A 22,333-nucleotide genomic window follows, 5' to 3' on the forward strand; every position below is an offset into this window, starting at 1 on the left:
CTCTCTTTTTTAAACATTTCAACTTATCTATATAAGTTCTTGACCAACTTATATAGATAAGTTAAGATAAGTGTGCGCAGATAAGAAAACGTTTTCATTTCAAAAGTGGTCGAGTACGTCACTTCCAAAAAGGAGCATCGAGATGAAACCAAACTATCGTCAGATTGCAGAGCAAATCATTGAGAAAATCGGAGGCAAGGAGAACGTTGAGCAGGCAGCTCACTGTGTCACCCGTCTTCGCTTAACGCTTAAAAATCAAGAGCTTGTCGACCAAGAAGCCTTACTTGAAGTTCCGCTCGTCAAAGGCGCGTTCTTGAACGCAGGCGTCTATCAAATCGTCATTGGTGCCGGTGATGTCGACCGGGTCTATGCTGAATTCATTCAACTGACTGGTTTGCAGGCGACAACGATTGCAGATGTTAAATCGTCAGGAGCGGCGAAAATGAACCCGTTCCAAAAGTTGATCAAAGTCTTTTCCGACGTCTTCATGCCCATCATCCCGGCGATCATCGTCGCTGGTCTCTTAATGGGGATCAATAACCTGTTTGGTATCGAATTCGGTGGCAAGACGATGATTGATCGTTATCCGAATCTACAAGGATTATGGGACCTGATCAATATGATGGCAAATACCGCTTTCGTCTTCCTCCCGGCACTCGTCGGCTGGTCGGCAACGAAACGCTTCGGTGGAAGTGAGATCCTCGGAATCGTCATGGGTCTAATGCTTGTTCACCCTGATCTCTTAAACGCTTGGAATTACGGACAGAGCGCTTTAAAAGGTGAAATTCCGACGTTCAACATCCTCGGTCTGTTTGAAATCGAAAAAGTCGGCTATCAAGGACAAATTCTCCCGGTGCTCGCAGCCGCTTATGTCCTTAGTACGATTGAACGCTGGCTCAAAAAACGCGTACCGAACGCCATCCAATTACTCGTCGTACCGATTACGACGATCACATTAACGGGCTTCCTTGCCCTTGCCGTCATCGGACCGGTCACACGTCAAGTCGGTGACTGGATCACGATTGGTGTCGTCAATACGTTCGAAGCTGTTCCGTTACTCGGTGCCTTATTATTCGGTGCACTCTACGCACCGCTCGTCATCACCGGCATGCATCACATGTTCATCGCCGTCGACTTACAGTTGATCGGACAAAGCGGAACGACGTTTATCTGGCCGATGATCGCGATCTCGAACATCGCCCAAGGTTCAGCAACGCTTGCGATGCTTTTCCTCGCGAAAAACGTCAACGATAAGAACATGGCGTCGACGTCGGCCCTATCCGCTTACTTTGGGATCACGGAACCAGCGATGTTCGGGGTTAATCTTCGATTCAAATATCCGTTTTATGCGGCACTCGTCGGATCAGCAATCGCGTCTGCCTTCATCGCAGTCAGCGGTGTCCTTGCTCCTGCAATCGGTGTCGGTGGCTTACCTGCTTTCATCTCGATCGTACCCGGGTCGATTCTATCGTTCATTGTCGGCATGGTAATCGCAATTATCGTTCCTATTGCCTGTACGTTCCTGTTCCACTGTGTCTCAACGAAACGCGCAAAAAAAGCCGCACTGAACAAAGCGGCGTAATTTCAGAAAGGTGTGTATCTGATGATCACGACAACCGATTGGCGCAAATCCGCCGTTTATCAAATCTATCCGAAGAGTTTTTATAGTCCGGAGGGCAAAGCGACCGGTACGTTGCGCGGGGTCACGGCCAAACTCGATTATCTGGCGGATCTTGGTGTCGATTACCTGTGGTTGACGCCGGTCTATGCCTCACCGCAAAACGATAATGGATATGATGTCAGTGACTATTACGCGATCGATCCCTCGTATGGAACGATGGATGATTTCGAGACGTTACTCGCAGAAACAAAACGACGTGGTCTGTCAGTCATGATGGATATCGTCGTCAATCACTGCTCGACGTCACACGCTTGGTTCGAAGAAGGACGTCATCCGGACAGTCCCTATCATGACTACTTCATTTGGCGCGAGACACCGAACGACTGGGTATCGAAGTTCGGCGGTCCTGCTTGGTCATTCGATGAGGTAGCTGGTAAGTATTACTTGCACCTGTTCGACAAGACGCAAGCGGACCTGAACTGGGAAAATCCCCGACTCCGGGAAGACGTTTACGCGATGATGCGCTTTTGGCGCGATAAAGGGGTCAGCGGCTTCCGACTCGACGTCATTAACTTGATCTCGAAGACGCCAGGGCTTCCCAATGATCCCGAGGGAGACGGACGTGCGTACTATACGGACGGACCAAACATTCATGACTACTTGCAAGAGATGAACGCAGCCGTTTTTGCCGGACACGATCTCTTGACGGTCGGTGAGATGTCGTCGACGTCGCTTGAACATTGTCTTCAATATTCTTCGCTCGAAAATCAAGAACTGAAGATGACGTTCAACTTCCATCACTTGAAGGTCGATTATCCGAACGGTGAGAAATGGACGGCTGCACCGTTTGACTTCAAGCAGTTGAAACAAATTTTCTCCGACTGGCAAACTGGCATGAACGGACAAGCATGGAACGCGATTTTTTGGTGTAACCATGACCAACCCCGCGTCGTCAGCCGGTTTGGTGACGACGTCGCGTATCGTGTCGAGAGTGCAAAGATGCTCGCGACAACGCTTCATGGCTTGCAAGGTACACCGTATATTTACCAAGGAGAAGAGATCGGAATGCCGAATCCGGACTTCACGAATCTGTCCGACTACCGTGATGTCGAGACATTGAATGCCTATCAAGAAGCACGGACCAACGGCGTATCGGAAGAAGCAATTCTCGCTGCGATCCGTCAAAAATCGCGCGATAACGCGCGGACACCGATGCCTTGGTCGGACGCCGTCAACGGTGGCTTTAGTACAAGTGAACCATGGATTCCGGTCTCGCCGACGTATGATCAGATCAATGTCAAGGCTGCTGTCGCAGACCCTGATTCGGTCTATCATCATTACAAACGGTTGATTCAACTCCGCAAACAGTATGACGTGCTCACGGACGGTTCATACCGGCTGTTGACACCGGACGATCCATCACTCTGGGCGTACGAACGCGCAACGAGTGAAGAAGAATTACTCGTCGTCTCGAATTTCTACGGAACGGACACTACGTTTACGTTACCTCATGACGGATCGGACTATACGGTGTTGCTTCATAATTATCAGCAGATGCAGACAGAGGGGTACACTTTAACGTTACGACCTTATGAATCACTGATGCTTTATCGTAAAAAGTGATTGAATGAGACGGAGCACATGCAAAAAAGAGGAGGTTGGTTTCCAAGGGATACCCTGGAAACCAATCTTCTCTTTTGTTGAATAAATATAGAATGTGAATGCCTATTCCTCGACTCCTACAGGAAAAGAAAGCATGGTACATGCTTTTGTCAGGGAAAGCGAGGATGGCAGAGTCATTCGTTTTCAAAAATGATTTTTAAGCACTAGTTCCTTCCGAGTCTTTCATTTTCGCATGTTCTACGAAACTTTCCGATTCGCTTCTTCTCGTCTCAACTGTTCGCGGAACAGTCTTGTCTCAGCAATGACGACACCGGACAATCCAATCAAACCGATTAAGTTCGGAATCGCCATCAATCCATTAAAGACATCGGAAATCGCCCAGACCATGTTCAAGTTCGTCGTCATCGCACCCGCTCCGGCGACTAAGACGAACAGGATACGGTATGGGAGGATCGATTTTTGACCGAATAGATAATAGATTGATTTTTCGCCATAATACGACCAGCCAAGAACAGTCGAATAAGCAAACATGACGAGTCCAATCGTGACGATGTATTTTCCGGCAGGACCGAGGAAGACCTCGAAGCTTGCTGTCGTCAATTCAACGCCTTGTAACTTCGTATCAAGTTGTCCTCCCATGACGAGCGTCAAACCTGTGATCGAACAGACGACCAATGTATCTAAAAACACCTGCGTCATCGAAACGAGCGCTTGACGTCCTGGGAAGTCCGTTTTCGCTGCAGCGGCTGCAATCGGTGCTGAACCAAGACCCGCTTCATTTGAGAAGACACCACGCGCGACACCATAACGAATCGCCGCCCCGATCGCGCCACCCGTAATTGCTTCGCTTGAGAACGTGCTGCTGAAGATCGTCGAAATCGCACCTGGAATCAAGTCATAGTTCATGACGAGAATCAGTAATCCACTTCCAACATAGAAGAAAATCATAAACGGAACAAACAAACTGACAACTTTTCCGATTGATTTGACCCCACCAAGAATGACGACGCCTGTCAGTACCATCAATACGATCCCCGTCACGTAAAGTGGCACATCGAACGTTGATTTCATCGCGAGGGCGACCGAATTCGTCTGGACCCCGTTCCCGATCCCGAACGCAGCGATTGAAGCGAATGCGGCAAACAAGACACCCAGCCATTTCTGCTTCAGCCCACGCTCGAGATAATACATTGGCCCCCCTGCCATCTGTCCATTTTCATCAACGACACGGTACTTGACGGCAAGGATTGCTTCCGCATACTTCGTCGCCATCCCGAATAGACCGGACAACCACATCCAAACGATCGCACCCGGTCCGCCGAGGACGACGGCGGTTGCGACACCAACGATATTCCCCGTACCGACGGTCGCAGCCAGTGCCGTCATCAATGCTTGAAAGTGACTGATGTCGCCTTCCGACTTATCGTCCTGATGCTTTGAAAACGCGAGCTTCAGCGCATACGGTAGTTTGGTAATTTGAATGAATCCTAAGCGAATCGTCAAGTAAATCCCCGTACCGACCAACAGAATAAGTAACGGTGGTCCCCAAACAAGATTGGACACCGTACTGATCCAGTCACTAAATGAATTTCCCATTCGTGTTACCTCCCTTTATGAAATATGTAGTTCTTTACCATTTTTTCAGAATTTACTGATAATTGTCAAACTATTTTTTTATGAAACTATTTTGATACCTATTCATTTCAATAATATGAAGGAGATAGTCGTGATTCATACTTCACCGTCTCGGAACAACTGACGAAATCGTGAAATTTAATAATCAATAGGCTAAGAATAACGGAGCAACGATCACGGATACCGTTAACACAGCACACATCCTCCTGTTCACTACGATCGTTGTCATTGGAGTGTTCAGTGGAATCTTTATTATCTTGATTTTATAATCGATCTTCGGTCCTCTTCGCCAACTGCAGGCAAAACCTACGAACTTGCCACTCAAGACGATCGAACATTTGAATGCCGCGTCCGGTGGGGTGCTGTCCTTCATCGATACGAAAGTCGTCAATGACAATGATTTATTCGAAGCTATCTCGATTCAATACTAGGATGACGCTCAAGCATTCCGCGATATGCACGAACAGATTTCCGTCAGTCAAAAACAGACGGAAGCACTAAAAGAAGTTCTTCGTCAGTTCCAAGTTTCAAAAAAGTCCCCTCATCTTCATGGAAGAGAGGGGACTTCGATGTTTATTGTGCTGCACCTGTGAGCGGTTGTGCATCTTTTGCTTCCGCAGGTAATTTGATTTCGCTGATCTCATTGAATTTTGAGAACGTCGACTCGTTCTTCATATTGAACTCGGTATCTTTTTCAATCGCAAACACCATGTCCATATCGAGTGATTTCGGATAGAATGTTTTCGCATCATACGTCATCGTGTAATTCATTTTCTTGTAATCGATGCTGTCCATCGCATCTTTCATCTGTGCCATCTGTCCTGTCTGCTCGAGCGAATCCTTCATGAATGCTTTGAGGTCGTCCCCTTTTAGTTTGACGTCGATTTGATAAACGTCACCCTCTTTTTTGGCGGTCCAGTTGTCTTTGTACTTTTTCAGTAGCTTGAGATTTTGATCCGTCGATGCCGATGACTCCATCGCCTCAACCATATCACCTAGCTCCGAGACATCTTGAACGAGCCATTGTCCGTTTTGCGATAGATACATCTTATCGTCGACGATATAGCTCTCGATCGACATGTCCTTACCGTCCTGTGGATTTTTCATCGTCATCGTTTGATGCATCGTAAGCGGCTTCTGGATGATATCGGCTGATACCTTCTGATCTACTGCCATCTCACCTGCTTTTGAATTGACTGTCCCCTCCATGTGGAACGATTTAATATCTTTTTGAGCGGCTGTCGCTTTATTCAGTAATTCTGTATTCGAGAGTTCCCCCGACTTCGTCGAACCAGACCCACTGCCACTACCCGAATCTGTCTGCCCATCTTGACATCCAGCTAGTCCAATCGATGCTGCGACGATCCCAGCTGCTACCCACCTTGTTTTCTTCATATTCATTTCCTCCTTTATACGCGTTACCCTGATTTACGAAAAACATTGGAAAATGTTTCAAAGTTTCTTTATTACCTCATTACCGTTCTTCTTCAAAACAAATCCTCATATTTCAAATCTACTATTCTTTTTTTGAAATTTGATTTATCACCTGCAAAATGTCCACAAAAAAAATAGGATGACGGAAACTTCCGTCACCCTATCCTTATTTCGTTAGATCGTGCGTAAAAGATTCGCCATCTCAATCGCGGAAACGGCAGCTTCGTAGCCTTTATTTCCAGCTTTCGTACCGGCACGTTCGACCGCTTGCTCGATCGAATCCGTCGTCAGGACACCGAAGATGATGGGTACGCCTGTATCACGCGACGCACTCGCGACACCTTTCGCGACTTCGTTACAGACATAGTCATAGTGTGATGTTGCTCCGCGGATGACGGCACCCAGTGTGATGACCGCATCATACTTACCGCTTTTCGCTAACTTTTCCGCAACGAGTGGAATTTCAAATGCTCCAGGAACCCATGCTGTATCTACAGCATCCGCCGCAACACCGTGACGACGGAACGCGTCGTTTGCTCCTCCGACGAGTTTTGATGTGATCAATTCATTAAAACGTGCTGCGACGATTGCGACGCGTAGTCCTTCTCCCGTTAAGAAACCTTCGTAAATCATGATGTGTGTCCTCCTTGGATATCGAGCCAGTGCCCGAGTTTCGTTTGTTTTGTTTTCAGATAACGCTGATTTTCCGGTTCAACGGGTACTTGATGGGGAACACGTTCGATGACTTCAATCCCCTCTTGCTCGAGCACCCGTTGTTTGTCTGGATTGTTCGTCATCAAGCGAATCTTCGTCACGCCAAGATCACGCAACATGTTGGCCGCGACCGTATAATCACGCATGTCTGTCGGATAACCGAGTGCATGGTTCGCTTCGACTGTATCGAGTCCTTGTTCCTGCAACTCGTACGCTTTCAACTTCGCCATCAGACCGATGCCGCGTCCTTCCTGACGTAGATACAAGACGGCTCCACCTTCTCGTTCGATTCGCTCAAGTGCCGCATCGAGTTGTGGACCACAATCGCAACGTTTCGAACCGAAGACATCCCCTGTCAGACATTCCGAGTGCAGACGGACGAGCATCCCGTCGTGCGCTTCACCGGATAAGACAGCGACATGTTCTTTCTTATCTTGTGTCGTATAGCCAATCATCCGAAAGGCTCCGAACGTCGTCGGAAGCAACACTTCCGCCTCCCGCTTCAACGGTCGCTCAAGATACGCGACGATTTCTTCGATCGTAATCAGTTTTAAATCATGTTCTTCCTTATAGAGAAGTAGATCATCGACCCGTGCCATCGTGCCGTCTTCCTTAATGATTTCACAGATGACGGCGATCTCATCGCTACCGGCAAGACGGGCAAGATCGACACCCGCTTCCGTATGTCCACGTCGCTCCCGGACACCGCCCTCTTTGGCGATCAATGGGAAGATGTGACCAGGTCGTTTGAAACGTTCCGGTCCATCCGTCAGCATCCGCTGAATCGTTAGCGACCGTTCCTCAGCACTGATGCCGGTCTTTGCCTCTTCATGATCGATGCTGAGCGTAAATGCTGTCCCGTGCGGATCTGTATTATTCGCTGTCATCGGAGCAAGTTCGAGTCGCTGTGCGATCCGCGGACTGACTGGTACACAGACGAGTCCTTTTCCGTATGTGATCATGAAATTGATGTTTTCCGGTGTCGCGTGTTCCGCGAGCATGACGAGATCGCCCTCATTCTCACGATCCTCGTCATCACAGACGATGATCGGTCGTCCGTTCTTCAAATCTTCTATCGCGTCTTCAATCAAGTCGAATCCGTTCATTACATGTCGCCTCCTAAGAATGCTGCCCAGTCCGTCTGCTTCTCATGCTGCGTGAAATGATAGAGATGTTTCGCCATCATGTCACACTCGATATTGACGACTGCGCCGCTTGCCAATCGATCAAACGTCGTCACTTGACGTGAGTGCGGAATCAATGAAATCGAGATCGTTTCCGGCGTGACGCGTTGCAACGTCAGGCTCGTGCCGTTGATTGCAATCGAGCCTTTCGGAATACAATACTTTTGCCACGATCCGACATCAAACGTATACACCATCGCTTCTCCATCCGGTCGCCGACTGATCAGCCGCGCTGTTCCGTCGATATGTCCACTGACGAAATGACCGCCGAAACGACCGTCTGCCGGCATCGCCCGTTCGAGTTGCAATGGGCTTCCGACGCGGTACGTGCCGAGGGCTGTAGAACGGATCGTATCATGGACAGCATCCGCCGTAAAACCGGTTGGGCTCATTGACGTGACCGTCAAACAAATCCCGTCGACGGCGATGCTGTCACCAATCTTCGTTCCTTCGAGCACCCGGTGCGCTTCAATTTCAAGTGCTAATCCATTCGGTCGCGGAATCTTTCGTTTTAAGGTCCCGACTTCCTCAATCAATCCGGTGAACATATCGTCTCCTCCTTTCGGATGTACGTCAGATGGAGATCCGGTCCGACCGTTTCAATCTGATCGATTTGAAAACGTTCTTCGATATCATGTCGTCCGTTCCAGGCAGTCCCTTCAAAAATCGACGGGGCTTGGTAGACTTCAATCTGGTCGACGAGATCTGCTTCAAAGAATGTGGCTTGAATCGTTGGTCCACCTTCAATCAAAACGCTGCGGATGTCTTGTTCGTATAAGCGTTTAAGAATCGCTTCCGGCGTCTCATATTCACCGACGAGCACCGTCACTTGATCATGACTTATCCGAGGAACACTCGTCAGCCAGTACGTTGGATTTTTTCCATCGCAAAAGACTTGCGCGGTCTCTGGCACCCGACCACGGCGATCGACGATTACTCGAATCGGCTCGATGCCTGACACTGCGCGTAAAGTCAGTGCTGGATCATCGACGAGCACCGTTTCACTTCCGACGAGGATCGCATCATGGCGACCACGCAGGGCGCGACCATTCGCGCGTGCTTCTTCTGACGTGATCCAGCGCTGTTCCCCCGTTGCCGCGATCCCGTTCATCGTCTGAGCGATTTTGACGGTCACGGTCGGACGTTTCCGTTCGATCGTTTTCCAAAATGTCTCGTAGAGGACTTCCGCTTCATGCCGTAACAAGCCGACTTCGACTTCGATTCCCGCGTCTTGAAGCCGTTTGATCCCTGAACCAGCGACAATCGCATGTTTGTCTTCCGTTGCGACGAAAACCCGTTTGATCCCGGCTTGTAGAATCGCTTCCGTACATGGTGGTGTCTTACCATGATGGTTGCATGGCTCAAGCGTCACGTAGAGATCAGCACCACGGGCGGCCTCTCCTGCCATTCGCAAGGCTTCGACTTCCGCGTGCGGACCACCGGCAAACCGGTGCGCACCAAAACCGATGATGCGTCCTTGTTTGACGATGACACAACCGACACTTGGATTCGGACTTGTTTGTCCGTTTAACATATGTGCTAATTGCATGGCATAACTCATCATCTGTGACATCGCGTTCGCTCCTTTCAAATAAAAAAGACGCCCCTTGAAAAAGGGGCGTCTGTATAGAAGGGTTCACGAAATACACGGTTCGCCTTCTGCTTTTTCGCATGCAGAAAGAGACCATCTTCTGAAAACATTTTTTCAGAAAACAGCTTGAATCGCGTCGTTTCGTTCTTCTCCCATCCGGACTTTACCGTCGGCCCTGGAATCTCACCAAGTCAGCCATGATGCGTACATCACGGGTCGCGGGCTCGTCGATCGATCGATCGCATCACCGCCGGTTGGGATTTTCACCCTACCCCGAAGAACTGGATTATTGAGTTATACAACTTTAGCCTAGCATATCTTTTTCAAGAAAACAAAGCGCAAATGTTTCGGTATTGGCTCTTTTATGATTTCGTTCCACTTCTGTTACCCCTCCCCAATTCGTGATCTACTGGATACTAAAAATGACTGGAGCACCTGATATCAGTGCGTCCAGTCATTGTGTTCCGGTTACAAATACCCGTTCTTCCGATCGTGGAATTCTTGGGCAATCGCTCCGCGTGTCCGTTCATCAGCGAGGACGCGAAGTGCTGTCCGTGCGAGGATTTTAGCGCCTGCGATCAACGCTTCATCCCCCGCTTCCGAACGGGCGGCTTCTTTGAATGCTTCTGTATGGGCGACGAGATCGTCCGGACCAATCTTGATATACGGATGGATTGTCGGGATGACTTGACTGATGTTACCCGCGTCCGTCGATCCAAGACCCGGTCGTTCGTCGAGGTGCACGATTTGCCCAAGCGCCTCTGCTTCTTCTTGGAAGAGACGATCAAACGTCCGGTTGAAGACGAGATTGTCGACTTCATTTTGGAAAGCGATGACGTCAAGCGTCGCCCCGGTCGCAAGTGCCGCACCTTGCGCGACCGCTTTGACTTTCTCCGTGACGGCATTCAGCCGTTCCCGTGTCGTCGCCCGAATGAAGAAACGTGCTTTTGCGTATTCCGGAATGATATTCGGCGCATCGCCACCATGCGTGATGATCCCGTGGATCCGGACATCATCCGGTAACTGCTGACGTAAGGCGTTGATCCCATTGAAGAGCTGAATGACAGCGTCGAGAGCGTTGATACCTTCTTCAGGTGTCGCCGCTGCGTGCGCGGGACGACCCGTAAAGGCAAAATCGAGCGGATCGACCGCAAGCGAGGACCCCGTGATCCGCGTTTGTCCGGACGGGTGGACCATCAAGGCCGCATCGATTCCTTCAAGCAACTGGTGTTTGACGAAACTGCCTTTCGCACTTCCGTTCGGCCCACCTTCTTCGGCTGGCGTTCCAAGCACGACGACACTCCCACCGACTTCATCAAGCACTTTGCTGACCGCAATCGCCGCTGCGACACTCGTCGTTCCGATGATATTATGACCGCATGCGTGTCCGATACCCGGCAACGCATCGTACTCAGCGAGAAAGGCAATTGTCGCGCCAGGTCGGTCGCTTGACTTCTTCGCGAAGAATGCGGTCTCGTGCCCTGCGACGCCGAGTTCTACTGTAAAGCCTTCTGCCGTCAAACGCTCTGCATGTAGTCGCGAAGCAAAGAATTCCTCGTTACCGATTTCCGGCGTCGCATGAATCCGGTGGCTCGTCTCAAGATACGATTCCCGTTTTTGTTCGATGTCCTGTTCAATCGTCTCTACCCATGTCGTGCGTACTGGTGTCGTCATGCTATCCACTCTCCTTTAGAATTTATTCGCCGATGTCGCTTAGTGGAACGAACGTCGGGATCGAGCTACCTTTATATTCTTTTTTGATGAAAGCCGCGACATCTTTTTGTTGGTAAAGCGACGCGATCTTTTTCAGTTCTTTTTTGTTCTTGTCTTCCGTCCGTGTCGCGATGATGTTGATGTATGGTTTTGCTGTCTCGTTCTCATGGACGATCGAGTCCTTGATCGGATTTAGTCCTGCGTCAACAGCAATACCGTTATTGATGATCGATGCAGCGACGTCCGGTAAGACGCGTGGCGTTTGTCCAGCGACGATCGGAACGATTTTCAGTTTCTTCGGATTTTCAACGATCTTATCGACCGATCCATTGCCGTCGAAGTCGTCCGGTAATTTGATCAAACCTGCTTCTTGTAGTAACAAGAAGGCACGTCCCATGTTCGTCGCTTCGTTCGGAACAGCGATTTTGCCACCGACTGGAATATCTTTGACGTCCTTATATTTATCTGAGTAAATGCCCATCGGTGCAATGACGGTCGTCGCAATCGGCGACAGCTTCAACTTATGTTCCTTCTTGAAGGCGTTGAAGTAGGAAATCGTCTGGAAGGCATTGGCGTCGATCTCACCCTCAGCCAGTGCCATGTTCGGCTGGACATAATCGGAGAACTTGACGAGCTCGATTTTGATGCCCTCCTTTTCCGCTTTTTTCGCGACGTAATCCCACACTTGAGTGTCTGAACCACTGACCCCGAGCTTGATCGTCTTTTCTTCTTCTCCTGATGCTGAGCACCCGGCAAATAAAATCGTCGTTAATGTTGCCCCAATCGCTACTGCTTTTTTCATGGCTGAATCGCTCCCTTGATTAATGTCTTCTGATTTTTCGTGCGACGATGTTGCCTGTCGTCTGTAAGCCTTGGACTAAGATAACGAGAATCCCGACCGTGATGATCATGACTTTCGTGTCGAACCGTTGATAACCGTACGTAATTGCTAAGTCACCCAAACCGCCACCACCGATGGCGCCTGCCATCGCCGACGCCCCGATCAAGCCGACTGTTGCAATCGTTAAATTAAGGATTAGTGAACCGAGTGCTTCCGGCAGAAGGAAGCGGAAAATCGTTTGAAACGGTGTCGCCCCCATCGCTTCTGCTGCCTCAAGGACGCCTTTATCGACTTCAAGTAACGAGCTCTCGATCAGACGCGCCATGTACGGTGCGGCGTAAAAGACGAGCGGGACGATTGCGGCTTCGGTTCCGATCGACGTCTGGACGATCAACCGTGTCAACGGGATGATCGCAACAAGTAAGATGATGAACGGAATTGAACGGAAGATATTGACGATACTGTTGAAGAATGTGAACAGCGGGACGTTTTCGAGCAATGCCCCTTTCCGGGTGACGACGAGCAGGATGCCGAGTGGTAAACCGATCAAAGTCGAAAATAATAACGACACTGACACCATCGTCATCGTCTGCAAAAATGCTGTCCAGATATCACTGTAGTTAACTAGCATCAGCAAGCACCTCCTCGACGGTCACCTGTGCCTGATCGATGTACTGTAAGGCCCGTTTTACTTCGATCGTTTCACCGATCAGTTCAACAAGTAATGTACCGAACGGTGTTTCCTGTAACTCCGTGATGCTACCGTGCAGGATGTTGACATCGACGTCGAAGCGTTTTGCGACTTGCGACAAGAGTGGTTGTCCGGTGTGGTGTCCGAGAAAATGAATCTTATAGATCGGATGCGCATTCCGTGACTCGATCAACTGACGAATTGATGCCGGAATTTCATCATGCATGACGGAGCGGACGAAGTTTTTCGCTGTCTCGGTCTGCGGATTTGAAAAGACATCAAAGACTGTTCCTGACTCGATCAGCTTCCCAGCTTCGATGACGGCGACCCGGTCACAAATCTCCCGGATGACACCCATCTCATGGGTGATCAAGAGAATGGTGATCCCGTATTCCGCATTGATGCGTTTTAATAACTGGAGAATATGATGTGTCGTCTGAGGATCGAGTGCTGACGTCGCTTCGTCACATAAGAGCACGGATGGTTGCGTCGCTAGTGCCCGGGCGATGCCGACACGTTGCTTTTGTCCGCCGGATAATTGATCCGGGTAATGATCCGCCTTGTCCGCAAGATCGACGAATTCGAGTAATTCCGTCACCCGGCGACGAATCTCGTCTTTCTTGACACCTGCGAGAACGAGTGGTTTCGCAACGTTCGTAAAGACCGTGTTTGCATTCAATAGATTGAAGTGTTGAAAGATCATCCCGATCCGCTGTTTCGCTTGGCGTAATTTTTTTGGTGATAGTTGTGTTAAATCTTCTCCGTCGACCGTCACTGTTCCTGACGTCGGTCGTTCTAACAGGTTGACGCAGCGGAGCAATGAACTTTTCCCGGCACCGCTAAAGCCGATGACACCGAAGATTTCGCCTTTCTCGATCGTCAGGTCGACACCGTCGAGTGCTGCGATCGTCTGATCCTTCGTGACGTACGTTTTTTTGACTTGATGAAATGCAATCATTCCGTTTTCCCCCTTCATTCAACAAAAAAGGTCCCTTCTTGAGAAACAAGAAGAGACCTGGATCCGCACAATGGCAGAATCCACTCCACTCATCTCTCAGACATCTGTCTGATGGAATTGGCACAGTGCTCATAATGAGTCTGTTGCCGAGGTTTCGTAGGGCCAGTCCCTCCACCTCTCTGGATAAGTATTGCGGTATGAAATTCGTATGTGTGTTGTTGCGTTGTTGCTTATGTCGTAAAACTAATTTTTACATTACGGGTCGAACCTTTAAAAGTCAACCAACTTTGCAAAAATAATCCATTTGGCGCATATCGATTGAGTCATAAGTTATGAGTTAGCTGAAAGAATAAATCACGATTCGTCCAGAACGATTTGACAAGGCATTTTCGGTCGTGCTACCATCGTTTCAATGATTAATCCGACAATTCCAATATGATATTTATCAAGAGTGAACGAGAGACCTGGCTCTATGACTTCACGGCAACCTGCAATCTGTAAGGTGCTCCGACCAGCAAAGCGCGGCTTTGGATGATACGGTGAAAAACTCGTGGGCGTCCAAGCAGTGACGTTGACGAGTTTTTTTCACGAATGGAGGAAAAATAGTAATGATGAACTATCCTGTATTGACTGGTGCTGAAGCATTTTATCTTCAAGGTGGACCGATCGGCATTTTAATCTGTCATGGTTTTAATGCGACCCCGCAAAGTGTTCGGGACGTCGGTGAGGCATTTGCTGCTAAAGGATTCACTGTCTATGCTCCACGTTTGCGTGGTCACGGGACGAACGTCCGTGAGTTCGAACAATCGACTGCTCGATGTTGGAAGCAGAGCCTGCAAGACGGCTATGCACGTTTACAAGAAACATGCGATCAAGTCTTCGTCATCGGTCAATCGATGGGCGCGACGCTCGCACTATCGCTCGCCGCTGACGGGATTCCATTTTCAGGCATCATTACGATCAATGCCGCTCTCTCCGTTCCGTCTTATGAAGCACTGTCGTTTGAAGGTGGTCCACAGTACTTACCAGAAGGGGCACCGGATATCAAACGGTCTGCTTTCGAAATCATCTATGACCTCGTTCCGAGTCGTTGTGCATTCGAACTCGTCCGCTTGATGGACGAGACGAAAGGACGCCTTGGATCGATCCTTCTACCGACATTGATTCTTTACTCGGCGACCGATCACGTCGTTCCGCCGTCGAGCTCGGATTACCTGCATCAGCATATCGGGACGAATGATAAACGAAGCTACTGTCTCCTCAACTCGTACCACGTCGCGACCCTCGATCATGATCAGGATTTGATCGTGCGTGAGACGATTCGTTTCATCGAACGCTCGAGCCGTTTCTCACAGGAAACGGGATAATAAAAAAAACAGCTATTCGTCTTCACTTAGAAGCGAACAGCTGTTACATCAAAGGACGACCATCATCGGTTCGTCTTTTTTGTTTATCCTTTTTGGTGTTGCATCGTTTGGAGCGGCTTCGGCTTTCCTGGCACTTCATGGCAGTGGCGACACCGTGGCTCATACGATTCTGAAGCGCCGACTAAAATGATCGGATCATCATAGTTCGCTGGTTTTCCATCAATCAAACGTTGTGTACGGGAAGCCGGATCGCCACATGAGAGACAGATCGCCTGAAGTTTCGTCACAAATTCTGCGCGCGCCAGTAATTCCGGCATCTTGCCAAATGGCTCTGCCCGGAAATCCTGATCGAGTCCTGCACAAATGACGCGTTTTCCGTCTTGCGCAAGTGCTTCGATGACTTGAACGATCTCATCATCAAAGAATTGAACTTCATCAATTCCGACAATTTGTGTTTCTTCCGCTACTGCTGCATAGAGATCACGACTCGTCGCCATTGGAATCGCCACGACGGAATTTCCGATGTGAGAGACGACATGCTCTTCATGGTACCGGTCATCGATTGCCGGCTTGAATACTTGAACGGGCAGTTTGCCGTACTGTGCCCGTCTGACACGACGAATCAACTCTTCCGATTTCCCGGAAAACATACTGCCACAAATTACTTCGATCCAGCCGTACTGATTTATTACATGCATCATCGTCCGACACCGTCCTCTAAAAATAGTCACTTTAACGAGTATAGCTCGAAACGGTATTGAGAAAAAGGGTTGACTTCCGGAAATCAAAATTCATTTTTTCTTTACCTAGAATTTTTGTCCTTTCATTCCAACCTTCATCCATTTCCTGTACACTAAAGAAGAAGATTCTCGCGAAAGAAGGTGTCCCCGATTCATCATCTCTTACATGACATTCTGCACCAATATGGCGCCCTTGGTCTTTCCGTCCTTCTCGCAGGTGGTATCGTGGGATTGCCGGTTCCTGATGAGACCTTGCTCGTCCTGTCCGGTTTTTGGATGCATCAAGGCAATCTACCGCTGTTCGGTACGATTCTTGCCGCTTACGCTGGCAGTTGCATTGGAATGACGATTAGCTACGTGCTGGGCTTAAAACTCGGCATGCCCCTGTTACATCGCGTCGGACCAAAGATGCGCATCTCAGAAAAACACATTCTCTCCGCTGAAGCCGGATTTCGTCGTTACGGCAAATCGGTCTTGATCATCGGTTACTACATACCTGGTCTTCGCCAACTCTCTGCCTTTTTTGCAGGTGTTTCAAAAATGCCGTTTCGCATTTTTGCGAGTTACGCGTATACAGGTGCTTTGATTTGGGTCAGTGTGTTCTTGGGCGCCGGCTACTTTGTTGGTCGTCATATCTCGTTCCATAAAGTCGTCGACTACATCTTGGCACATCCAGATGCTATGCCGTACTTGATCGGGATCGTCGGTGGGATTGCTTTCTCGTTCGTCTTAAAGACGTACCTTACGTACCGTTCGCAATTCAGCCTATACAAAAACAGCCTGCTTCCGTAATGGAGGCAGGCTGTTTTTTAAGAACCGGCAAGTAATTACTTGCGGCCGTATTTTTTGTTGAAGCGATCGACACGACCATCTGCCGCGTTGAACTTTTGACGACCTGTGTAGAATGGGTGCGAGTCTGAAGACACATCCACACGGATGAGTGGGTACTCGTTACCATCTTCCCAAGTGATCGTTTCGTTCGAAGAACGAGTAGAACCGCTTAAGAATTTGTACTCAGTCGTTGAATCCATAAATACTACTTTATTGTAGTTAGGGTGAATTCCTTGTTTCATGGTTGATTTCTCTCCTTCCGCCCTGGTCCATTTGCTGAGCCAGAGTAAGTTACCTTCCTATACTAAACGATTTTTTTACGCGTCGCAATAGTTATTTTTCCGTCGTTGCTTCCTTCTTGACGGTACGCGGTTTAGCAGGTGCACGTCGGACCGTCTTCTTCTTTTCTTTCTCAAGTTCAGCAAAAAATTCTTCATTATTTTTCGTGTCGCGAATCTTACGCAGGAACGTATCGACGAACTCGTTCGACTCGTTCATCGTCCGACGAATCGTCCAGAGCGCATCGAGTTGCTCTTTCGGAAGCAAGAGTTCTTCCTTCCGCGTACCTGATTTGCGAATGTCGATTGCCGGGAAGATTCGGCGTTCCGACAGCTTACGATCGAGATGTAGCTCCATGTTTCCTGTTCCTTTGAATTCCTCATAGATGACGTCATCCATGCGGGATCCCGTCTCGACGAGTGCCGTCGCAAGAATCGTCAAACTGCCACCATGTTCGATGTTTCGCGCCGCACCAAAGAACCGTTTTGGTTTGTGGAACGCTGCTGGGTCAATCCCCCCTGAAAGCGTCCGTCCGCTTTGCGGCACTGTTAAGTTATACGCACGAGTCAAACGCGTGATCGAATCCATCAAGATGACGACATCTTTTTTATGTTCGACAAGTCGCATCGCCCGTTCAAGGACAAGTTCAGAAATCCGCACATGGTTGTCCGGTGTTTCGTCGAACGTTGAACTGACGACGTCTGCTCCCGGAACTGAACGCTCGATGTCAGTTACTTCCTCTGGTCGCTCATCGATCAATAGAATGATCAGCTCGACATCCGAATGATTCTCTTGAATCGAGTTCGCGATTTCTTTGAGGAGTGACGTCTTCCCTGCTTTTGGTGGTGCGACGATCAAACCGCGTTGTCCAAACCCAACTGGTGCAATCATATCCATGACACGAACCGATAAATGACGTGGCTCTGTCTCAAGACGCATTAAACGATCCGGATAGATCGGTGTCAGCGCCGGGAAGAACAAACGGTTACGCGCTGTATCCGGTGCTTCGCCGTTGACGGCTTCCACACTAAGTAACCCTTGGAAACGTTCGTTTTCCTTCGGTGGGCGTACTTTACCTGTGACGACATCACCATTACGTAGATTGAAGCGTCGGATTTGAGAAGCGGCGATATAGATATCTTCAGAGGATTGGGAATAATTGATAGGGCGAAGGAAGCCGAAGCCACCATCGTTTTGCATTTGTGGATTACCAGGGATGACTTCAAGTACCCCTTCGAGGAAATAAAGACCTGTTGATTCCGCCTGTGCTTTTAGAATCTTGAACATCAACTCACGCTTACGGGCTTCCCGATATTGCGGGACATTCTTCGTCTTTGCGATTTCATATAATTCTTTTAATGTCAGCTGGCTCAATTGAGCCAAAGTATAGGAACGTTCAGGTTTATCTTTTTTATCAGTTGTTGGCATGTTTTTCACCTATTCTTTATAAATTCAACTGCATTCAGCATACTTCCATACATACATCAGGAGGTATGTAATTTCTTTCGTGAACTAAAGGTATCATATTTTTTTAAATTCGTCGTCAACAATCCTTTGCGTTTCTTACTTTGTAATATTCAAGGATATTATTTCAGTTATGTTACAAAAGCATCTATTTTGTCTTCTAACTGAAAAAACGTTTTTAAGGGCGCACATGCTAAGATATTCCTGCAGACGAAATTCTTACACAGTTGTAAGGTTCACTGCTTAATCACACACTTAATGATTTCATCATATAACTTACGGACGCAACACACTACATTAAAACGGAGGAATTCTTAACATGAAACGTTTTCTAGCATCGATCGCGACAGCAGCCTTAGTGGTTTCAGGTTTTACATCAGTGGGTACAGGTAAAGTTGAAGCAGCAACAGTCACGAAAGTCAAGATCACGGACAACGGTCTTCGTGTTCGGACAGCTCCTTCTACGAAAGCAAGCATCGTCGGGAAAGTCAACGCTGGTCAAGTCTTTACATACAAAGGCAAATCAGGCAGCTGGACAAAAATCTCATACGGCGGTAAAACACGTTATGTCTTCTCACAATACACAAAGACATACAAATCATCTTCAAGCGCTAAAAAATCAACAAGCACATCTTCTAAACGGACGAAAATCCTGAACGAAGCAGCAAAACATAAAGGTACACCATACGTATGGGGCGGAACAACGACTCGTGGATTCGACTGCTCTGGTTTCACAAGCTACGTTTACAAGAAAGCGGCTGGTAAAACATTGCCACGTACGTCTTCTTCACAATATTCTTCTTCTAAAAAAGTCAGTGTTTCAAGCGTACAACCAGGAGATCTTGTCTTCTTCTCACACGGTAGCGGCATTCAACACGTCGGGATCGCAACAAGTAAGTCAAGCATGGTTAACTCAGAAACAGGTGGCGTTAAATACTCAAGCTTCAAATCAGGGTACTGGGGTTCACGCCTTGTCGGCGCAGGATCTTACCTTTAATTCATCATCTCAAAGCGGTTGAGCATTGGCTCGATCGCTTTTTTTCATCTCATTCAATTCATAAGAAGGAAATAGGATGCATGTCTTCATCACAGGTGCTTCAAGAGGTCTTGGTCGTGAATTCGCTTATCTGCACGATCAGGAGATCACATCTTGCTCGTCAAACGTGAGGCAATGCTCTTCAAAACGAAATTTCATGTCGAGCGATTTGGAGGTACTGCAATCTTCCCATACGATTTAACGAAGCGGAAAACGTTAGCACATTTCCTTTTCCTCTAGGAATTGAGGATGAACGTCTTGATTCCTAGAAACATAGCAAAAAGAGTTGGTGTTTCGGAAATTATCCGAAACACCAACTCTTTTTTATCGATCAAGTCCTCACGTATGAGTCCGTCTCTTTTACTTAATGACAAGCTTCGGTTTTTTCTTAAACGAGTGAATGCCTTCAACAAAGCGAACCGTTCCGGATTTCGCACGCATGACGACAGAGTGTGTCTGACCGCCTTGTGCCGTGAACTGGACACCTTTCATCAACTCACTGTCCGTGACCCCTGTCGCAGCAAAGATACAGTCGTCTCCTGCGACGAGATCGTCCATCATGAGAATCTTCGATGGATCTTCGATGCCCATCTTCTTACAACGTTCGATCTCGGCATCGTCTGCTGGTAACAAGCGCCCTTGGAGCTCTCCACCGAGACACTTCAAGGCAACGGCAGCAAGAACGCCTTCCGGTGCGCCACCTGAACCGAGCAAGATATCAATCCCTGTATGCGGGAACGCCGTATTGATCGCACCAGCAACGTCACCGTCACCAATCAAGCGAATCCGTGCCCCTGTTGCCCGAATCCGTTGAATGATTTCTTCATGACGTTCGCGATCAAGGATCGAGACGACGACGTCTTCGATTTCCTTGTTCTTCGCCTTTGCAACGGCTGCGATGTTTTCTTCAATCGTCGCATCCAGACTGATGTGTCCTGCTGCTTCTGGACCAACTGCAATCTTATCCATGTACATGTCCGGTGCATGGAGTAAATCTCCCGCATCCGCAACAGCGAGGACAGCAAGTGCGCCCCATGTTCCTTTTGCGACGATATTCGTTCCTTCGAGCGGATCGACAGCGACGTCAAGTCGTGGTCCATACCCATTTCCTAGCTTTTCTCCAATGTAAAGCATCGGTGCTTCATCCATCTCGCCTTCCCCGATGACGACGGTTCCTTTCATCGGAATCGTATCGAAGACATCACGCATCGCGCTTGTTGCCGCATCATCCGCTTCATTCTTCAATCCTTTTCCCATCCAGCGTGCAGAGGCAAGTGCTGCCGCCTCCGTGACGCGTACAAGTTCCATTGATAGACTTCTCTCCATGTGTATGTCCCCTCTCCCTTGTTACAAATCGGTCAAATCGTTTCACGCCATACGAGGGCGCCTAGTTCCTTCAACTTCTGATCAAATCGTTCGTAACTCTGGTCAAGCACTTCTGCGTGGTGCAATGTCGTCTCCCCTGAAGCGAGAAGTCCCGCCAAGACAAGTGCTGCGCCACCGCGTGGATCTGGTGCCTCGATTTCCGTACCGAGTAAGGATTCGCCACCACGAATGATGATCGAAGCGTCTTCATGCGTGATTCGGGCGTTTAAGCGCCGCAACTCCTGTACATGTCGGAAACGTTGCGGGTACAACTTATCGACAACGATACTCGCTCCTTTCGCTTGCAACAACGCTGCCGAGATGACAGGTTGTAGATCGCTTGGGAATCCACCGTAGTGGAAGACACGAATATCGACCGGCTTCGCCTCCTGGAATGTCGCCGTGACGGAATCATCTGTCACTTCGATCAACGCACCATACCGCTCGAGTTTTTGGATAACGCTCTCGAGATGGAGCGGAATGACGTTATCGACGGTGACGCGCCCAAGTGCCGCGCCCATCGTCAAAAACGTTCCTGCTTCCATCCGGTCTGGAATCAAGGTATGCCGGCAACCACTCAGGCGTGAGACACCTTTGATTCGAATCTCATCCGTTCCTGCCCCTTTGACACTTGCCCCCATGTTCGTCAGCATCGTACTGACGTCGATGACTTCTGGATCATAGGCAGCGTTTTCGATGACAGTCGTTCCTTCAGCGAAGACAGCGACGAGTAAAGCACTGATCGTCGCTCCGAATGACGGAAGATCGAGATAGATTCGGTTTCCGACGAGACGGTCAACGCGCATGTAATGGACGCCCTGCTCGTTACGTACGGAAACACCGAGACGCTCCAGTGCTTTGATGTGTAAATCAATCGGTCGTGGTCCGATGGCATAACCCCCAGGCAGACCGACGACTCCTTGTTTGAATCTGGCCGCCAGAACGCTCATAAGGTAGATCGATCCGCGTAACTTGCGCGTCTCCGCACCAGTTAACGGCATCGATTCAACCCGACTTGGATCAATCGTCACCATATCGCCTTGACGTGTCACGACCGTGCCGAGCGTCTCTAAAATCTCGATCATTGTCGCGACGTCGCCAATTTCCGGCACGCCTTCTAGAATGACCGTCTGATCCGTCAGTAGAGCTGCAGCAAGACACGGAATGGCGCTTTGCTTCGAACCACTGATTGATACGGTTCCTTCTAGGCGTTGTTGCCCTACGATATGCAAAATGTCCACGTTCC

General features: G+C 48.9%; 20 protein-coding genes and 3 riboswitches. Of the genes, 5 read left to right on the forward strand and 15 right to left on the reverse strand.

Annotated elements, in window-relative coordinates; genetic code table 11:
• Positions 1 to 142 precede the first annotated feature (142 nt).
• Positions 143 to 1,582, forward strand: coding sequence for a PTS system trehalose-specific EIIBC component (treP, locus tag VJ374_RS14345; RefSeq protein WP_329469349.1), 1,440 nt, complete (start codon positions 143 to 145; stop codon positions 1,580 to 1,582).
• Positions 1,583 to 1,603: 21 nt separating this feature from the next.
• Positions 1,604 to 3,244, forward strand: a complete 1,641-nt coding sequence (gene treC / locus VJ374_RS14350) for an alpha,alpha-phosphotrehalase (RefSeq protein WP_329469351.1) — start codon at positions 1,604 to 1,606, stop codon at positions 3,242 to 3,244.
• A gap of 237 nt (positions 3,245 to 3,481) precedes the next feature.
• Here treC and VJ374_RS14355 read toward each other — a convergent pair whose 3' ends face one another.
• The 10 genes from VJ374_RS14355 to VJ374_RS14400 all read right to left on the reverse strand — a co-directional run bounded on the left by VJ374_RS14355 (position 3,482) and on the right by VJ374_RS14400 (position 14,005).
• Positions 3,482 to 4,840 carry an alanine/glycine:cation symporter family protein gene (locus VJ374_RS14355; protein WP_056064159.1) on the reverse strand — a complete coding sequence of 453 codons (1,359 nt, stop codon included), beginning with the start codon at positions 4,838 to 4,840 and terminating at the stop codon, positions 3,482 to 3,484.
• Positions 4,841 to 5,452: 612 nt separating this feature from the next.
• Positions 5,453 to 6,274, reverse strand: coding sequence for a DUF6612 family protein (locus VJ374_RS14360; RefSeq protein ID WP_035410693.1), 822 nt, complete (start codon positions 6,272 to 6,274; stop codon positions 5,453 to 5,455).
• A gap of 213 nt (positions 6,275 to 6,487) precedes the next feature.
• Entirely contained in the window at positions 6,488 to 6,946 is a 459-nt protein-coding gene (ribH, locus tag VJ374_RS14365) for a 6,7-dimethyl-8-ribityllumazine synthase (protein WP_035395821.1), read from the reverse strand.
• Positions 6,943 to 8,133, reverse strand: a complete 1,191-nt coding sequence (gene ribA / locus VJ374_RS14370; RefSeq protein ID WP_329469355.1) for a GTP cyclohydrolase II — start codon at positions 8,131 to 8,133, stop codon at positions 6,943 to 6,945. The genes ribH and ribA overlap by 4 nt, the downstream gene beginning before the upstream one ends.
• Positions 8,133 to 8,759, reverse strand: coding sequence for a riboflavin synthase (gene ribE / locus VJ374_RS14375; RefSeq protein WP_029342770.1), 627 nt, complete (start codon positions 8,757 to 8,759; stop codon positions 8,133 to 8,135). The genes ribA and ribE overlap by 1 nt, the downstream gene beginning before the upstream one ends.
• Positions 8,744 to 9,784: a bifunctional diaminohydroxyphosphoribosylaminopyrimidine deaminase/5-amino-6-(5-phosphoribosylamino)uracil reductase RibD gene (gene ribD / locus VJ374_RS14380; protein WP_035410701.1), complete on the reverse strand. Its 1,041-nt coding sequence runs from the start codon at positions 9,782 to 9,784 to the stop codon at positions 8,744 to 8,746. The genes ribE and ribD overlap by 16 nt, the downstream gene beginning before the upstream one ends.
• A 158-nt stretch (positions 9,785 to 9,942) precedes the next feature.
• Positions 9,943 to 10,087, reverse strand: a riboswitch (FMN riboswitch).
• 183 nt (positions 10,088 to 10,270) lie between these two features.
• A complete protein-coding gene (locus tag VJ374_RS14385) occupies positions 10,271 to 11,476 on the reverse strand; it encodes a M20 family metallopeptidase (RefSeq protein ID WP_313489972.1) in 1,206 nt (401 codons plus the stop codon).
• A gap of 22 nt (positions 11,477 to 11,498) precedes the next feature.
• On the reverse strand, positions 11,499 to 12,317 hold the full coding sequence (locus tag VJ374_RS14390) for a MetQ/NlpA family ABC transporter substrate-binding protein (protein ID WP_035410708.1): 819 nt from the start codon (positions 12,315 to 12,317) through the stop codon (positions 11,499 to 11,501).
• 19 nt (positions 12,318 to 12,336) lie between these two features.
• Positions 12,337 to 12,987, reverse strand: coding sequence for a methionine ABC transporter permease (locus VJ374_RS14395; protein WP_023469541.1), 651 nt, complete (start codon positions 12,985 to 12,987; stop codon positions 12,337 to 12,339).
• A complete protein-coding gene (locus VJ374_RS14400) occupies positions 12,977 to 14,005 on the reverse strand; it encodes a methionine ABC transporter ATP-binding protein (protein WP_035410710.1) in 1,029 nt (342 codons plus the stop codon). Before VJ374_RS14400 ends, VJ374_RS14395 begins: the two co-directional genes overlap by 11 nt.
• Positions 14,006 to 14,091: 86 nt before the next feature.
• Positions 14,092 to 14,195, reverse strand: a riboswitch (SAM riboswitch).
• Between the two features lie 249 nt (positions 14,196 to 14,444).
• Positions 14,445 to 14,546, forward strand: a riboswitch (SAM riboswitch).
• A 67-nt stretch (positions 14,547 to 14,613) separates the two neighbouring features.
• Between VJ374_RS14400 and VJ374_RS14405 the strand changes: the two genes are divergently transcribed.
• Positions 14,614 to 15,372: an alpha/beta hydrolase gene (locus tag VJ374_RS14405; RefSeq protein WP_329469360.1), complete on the forward strand. Its 759-nt coding sequence runs from the start codon at positions 14,614 to 14,616 to the stop codon at positions 15,370 to 15,372.
• Positions 15,373 to 15,455: 83 nt separating this feature from the next.
• On the opposite strand, the gene VJ374_RS14410 is transcribed toward VJ374_RS14405, so the two are convergent.
• Positions 15,456 to 16,070 (reverse strand): thymidine kinase, encoded by a 615-nt coding sequence (locus VJ374_RS14410; protein ID WP_035410895.1) that lies wholly within the window; start codon positions 16,068 to 16,070, stop codon positions 15,456 to 15,458.
• Positions 16,071 to 16,253: 183 nt separating this feature from the next.
• On the opposite strand from VJ374_RS14410, the gene VJ374_RS14415 reads away from it, so the two are divergent.
• Entirely contained in the window at positions 16,254 to 16,904 is a 651-nt protein-coding gene (locus VJ374_RS14415; protein ID WP_052019115.1) for a DedA family protein, read from the forward strand.
• Positions 16,905 to 16,939: 35 nt separating this feature from the next.
• On the opposite strand, the gene VJ374_RS14420 is transcribed toward VJ374_RS14415, so the two are convergent.
• Together VJ374_RS14420 and rho are read right to left on the reverse strand one after the other, a co-directional pair.
• Positions 16,940 to 17,185, reverse strand: a complete 246-nt coding sequence (locus VJ374_RS14420) for a type B 50S ribosomal protein L31 (protein ID WP_023469546.1) — start codon at positions 17,183 to 17,185, stop codon at positions 16,940 to 16,942.
• Between the two features lie 91 nt (positions 17,186 to 17,276).
• Positions 17,277 to 18,650: a transcription termination factor Rho gene (gene rho, locus VJ374_RS14425; protein ID WP_312192830.1), complete on the reverse strand. Its 1,374-nt coding sequence runs from the start codon at positions 18,648 to 18,650 to the stop codon at positions 17,277 to 17,279.
• 355 nt (positions 18,651 to 19,005) lie between these two features.
• Here rho and VJ374_RS14430 point away from each other — a divergent pair, with 355 nt between their 5' ends.
• Positions 19,006 to 19,683: a C40 family peptidase gene (locus tag VJ374_RS14430; protein ID WP_035410719.1), complete on the forward strand. Its 678-nt coding sequence runs from the start codon at positions 19,006 to 19,008 to the stop codon at positions 19,681 to 19,683.
• A 399-nt stretch (positions 19,684 to 20,082) separates the two neighbouring features.
• Here VJ374_RS14430 and glpX read toward each other — a convergent pair whose 3' ends face one another.
• Both glpX and murA read right to left on the reverse strand, forming a co-directional pair.
• Positions 20,083 to 21,048 (reverse strand): class II fructose-bisphosphatase, encoded by a 966-nt coding sequence (gene glpX / locus VJ374_RS14435; RefSeq protein ID WP_035410722.1) that lies wholly within the window; start codon positions 21,046 to 21,048, stop codon positions 20,083 to 20,085.
• A gap of 32 nt (positions 21,049 to 21,080) precedes the next feature.
• Positions 21,081 to 22,328, reverse strand: a complete 1,248-nt coding sequence (gene murA, locus VJ374_RS14440; RefSeq protein WP_308102066.1) for a UDP-N-acetylglucosamine 1-carboxyvinyltransferase — start codon at positions 22,326 to 22,328, stop codon at positions 21,081 to 21,083.
• Positions 22,329 to 22,333 lie beyond the last annotated feature (5 nt).

Origin of the sequence: Exiguobacterium sp. 9-2, from assembly GCF_036287235.1 — a bacterium.
Classification (GTDB): Bacteria; Bacillota; Bacilli; order Exiguobacteriales; family Exiguobacteriaceae; genus Exiguobacterium_A.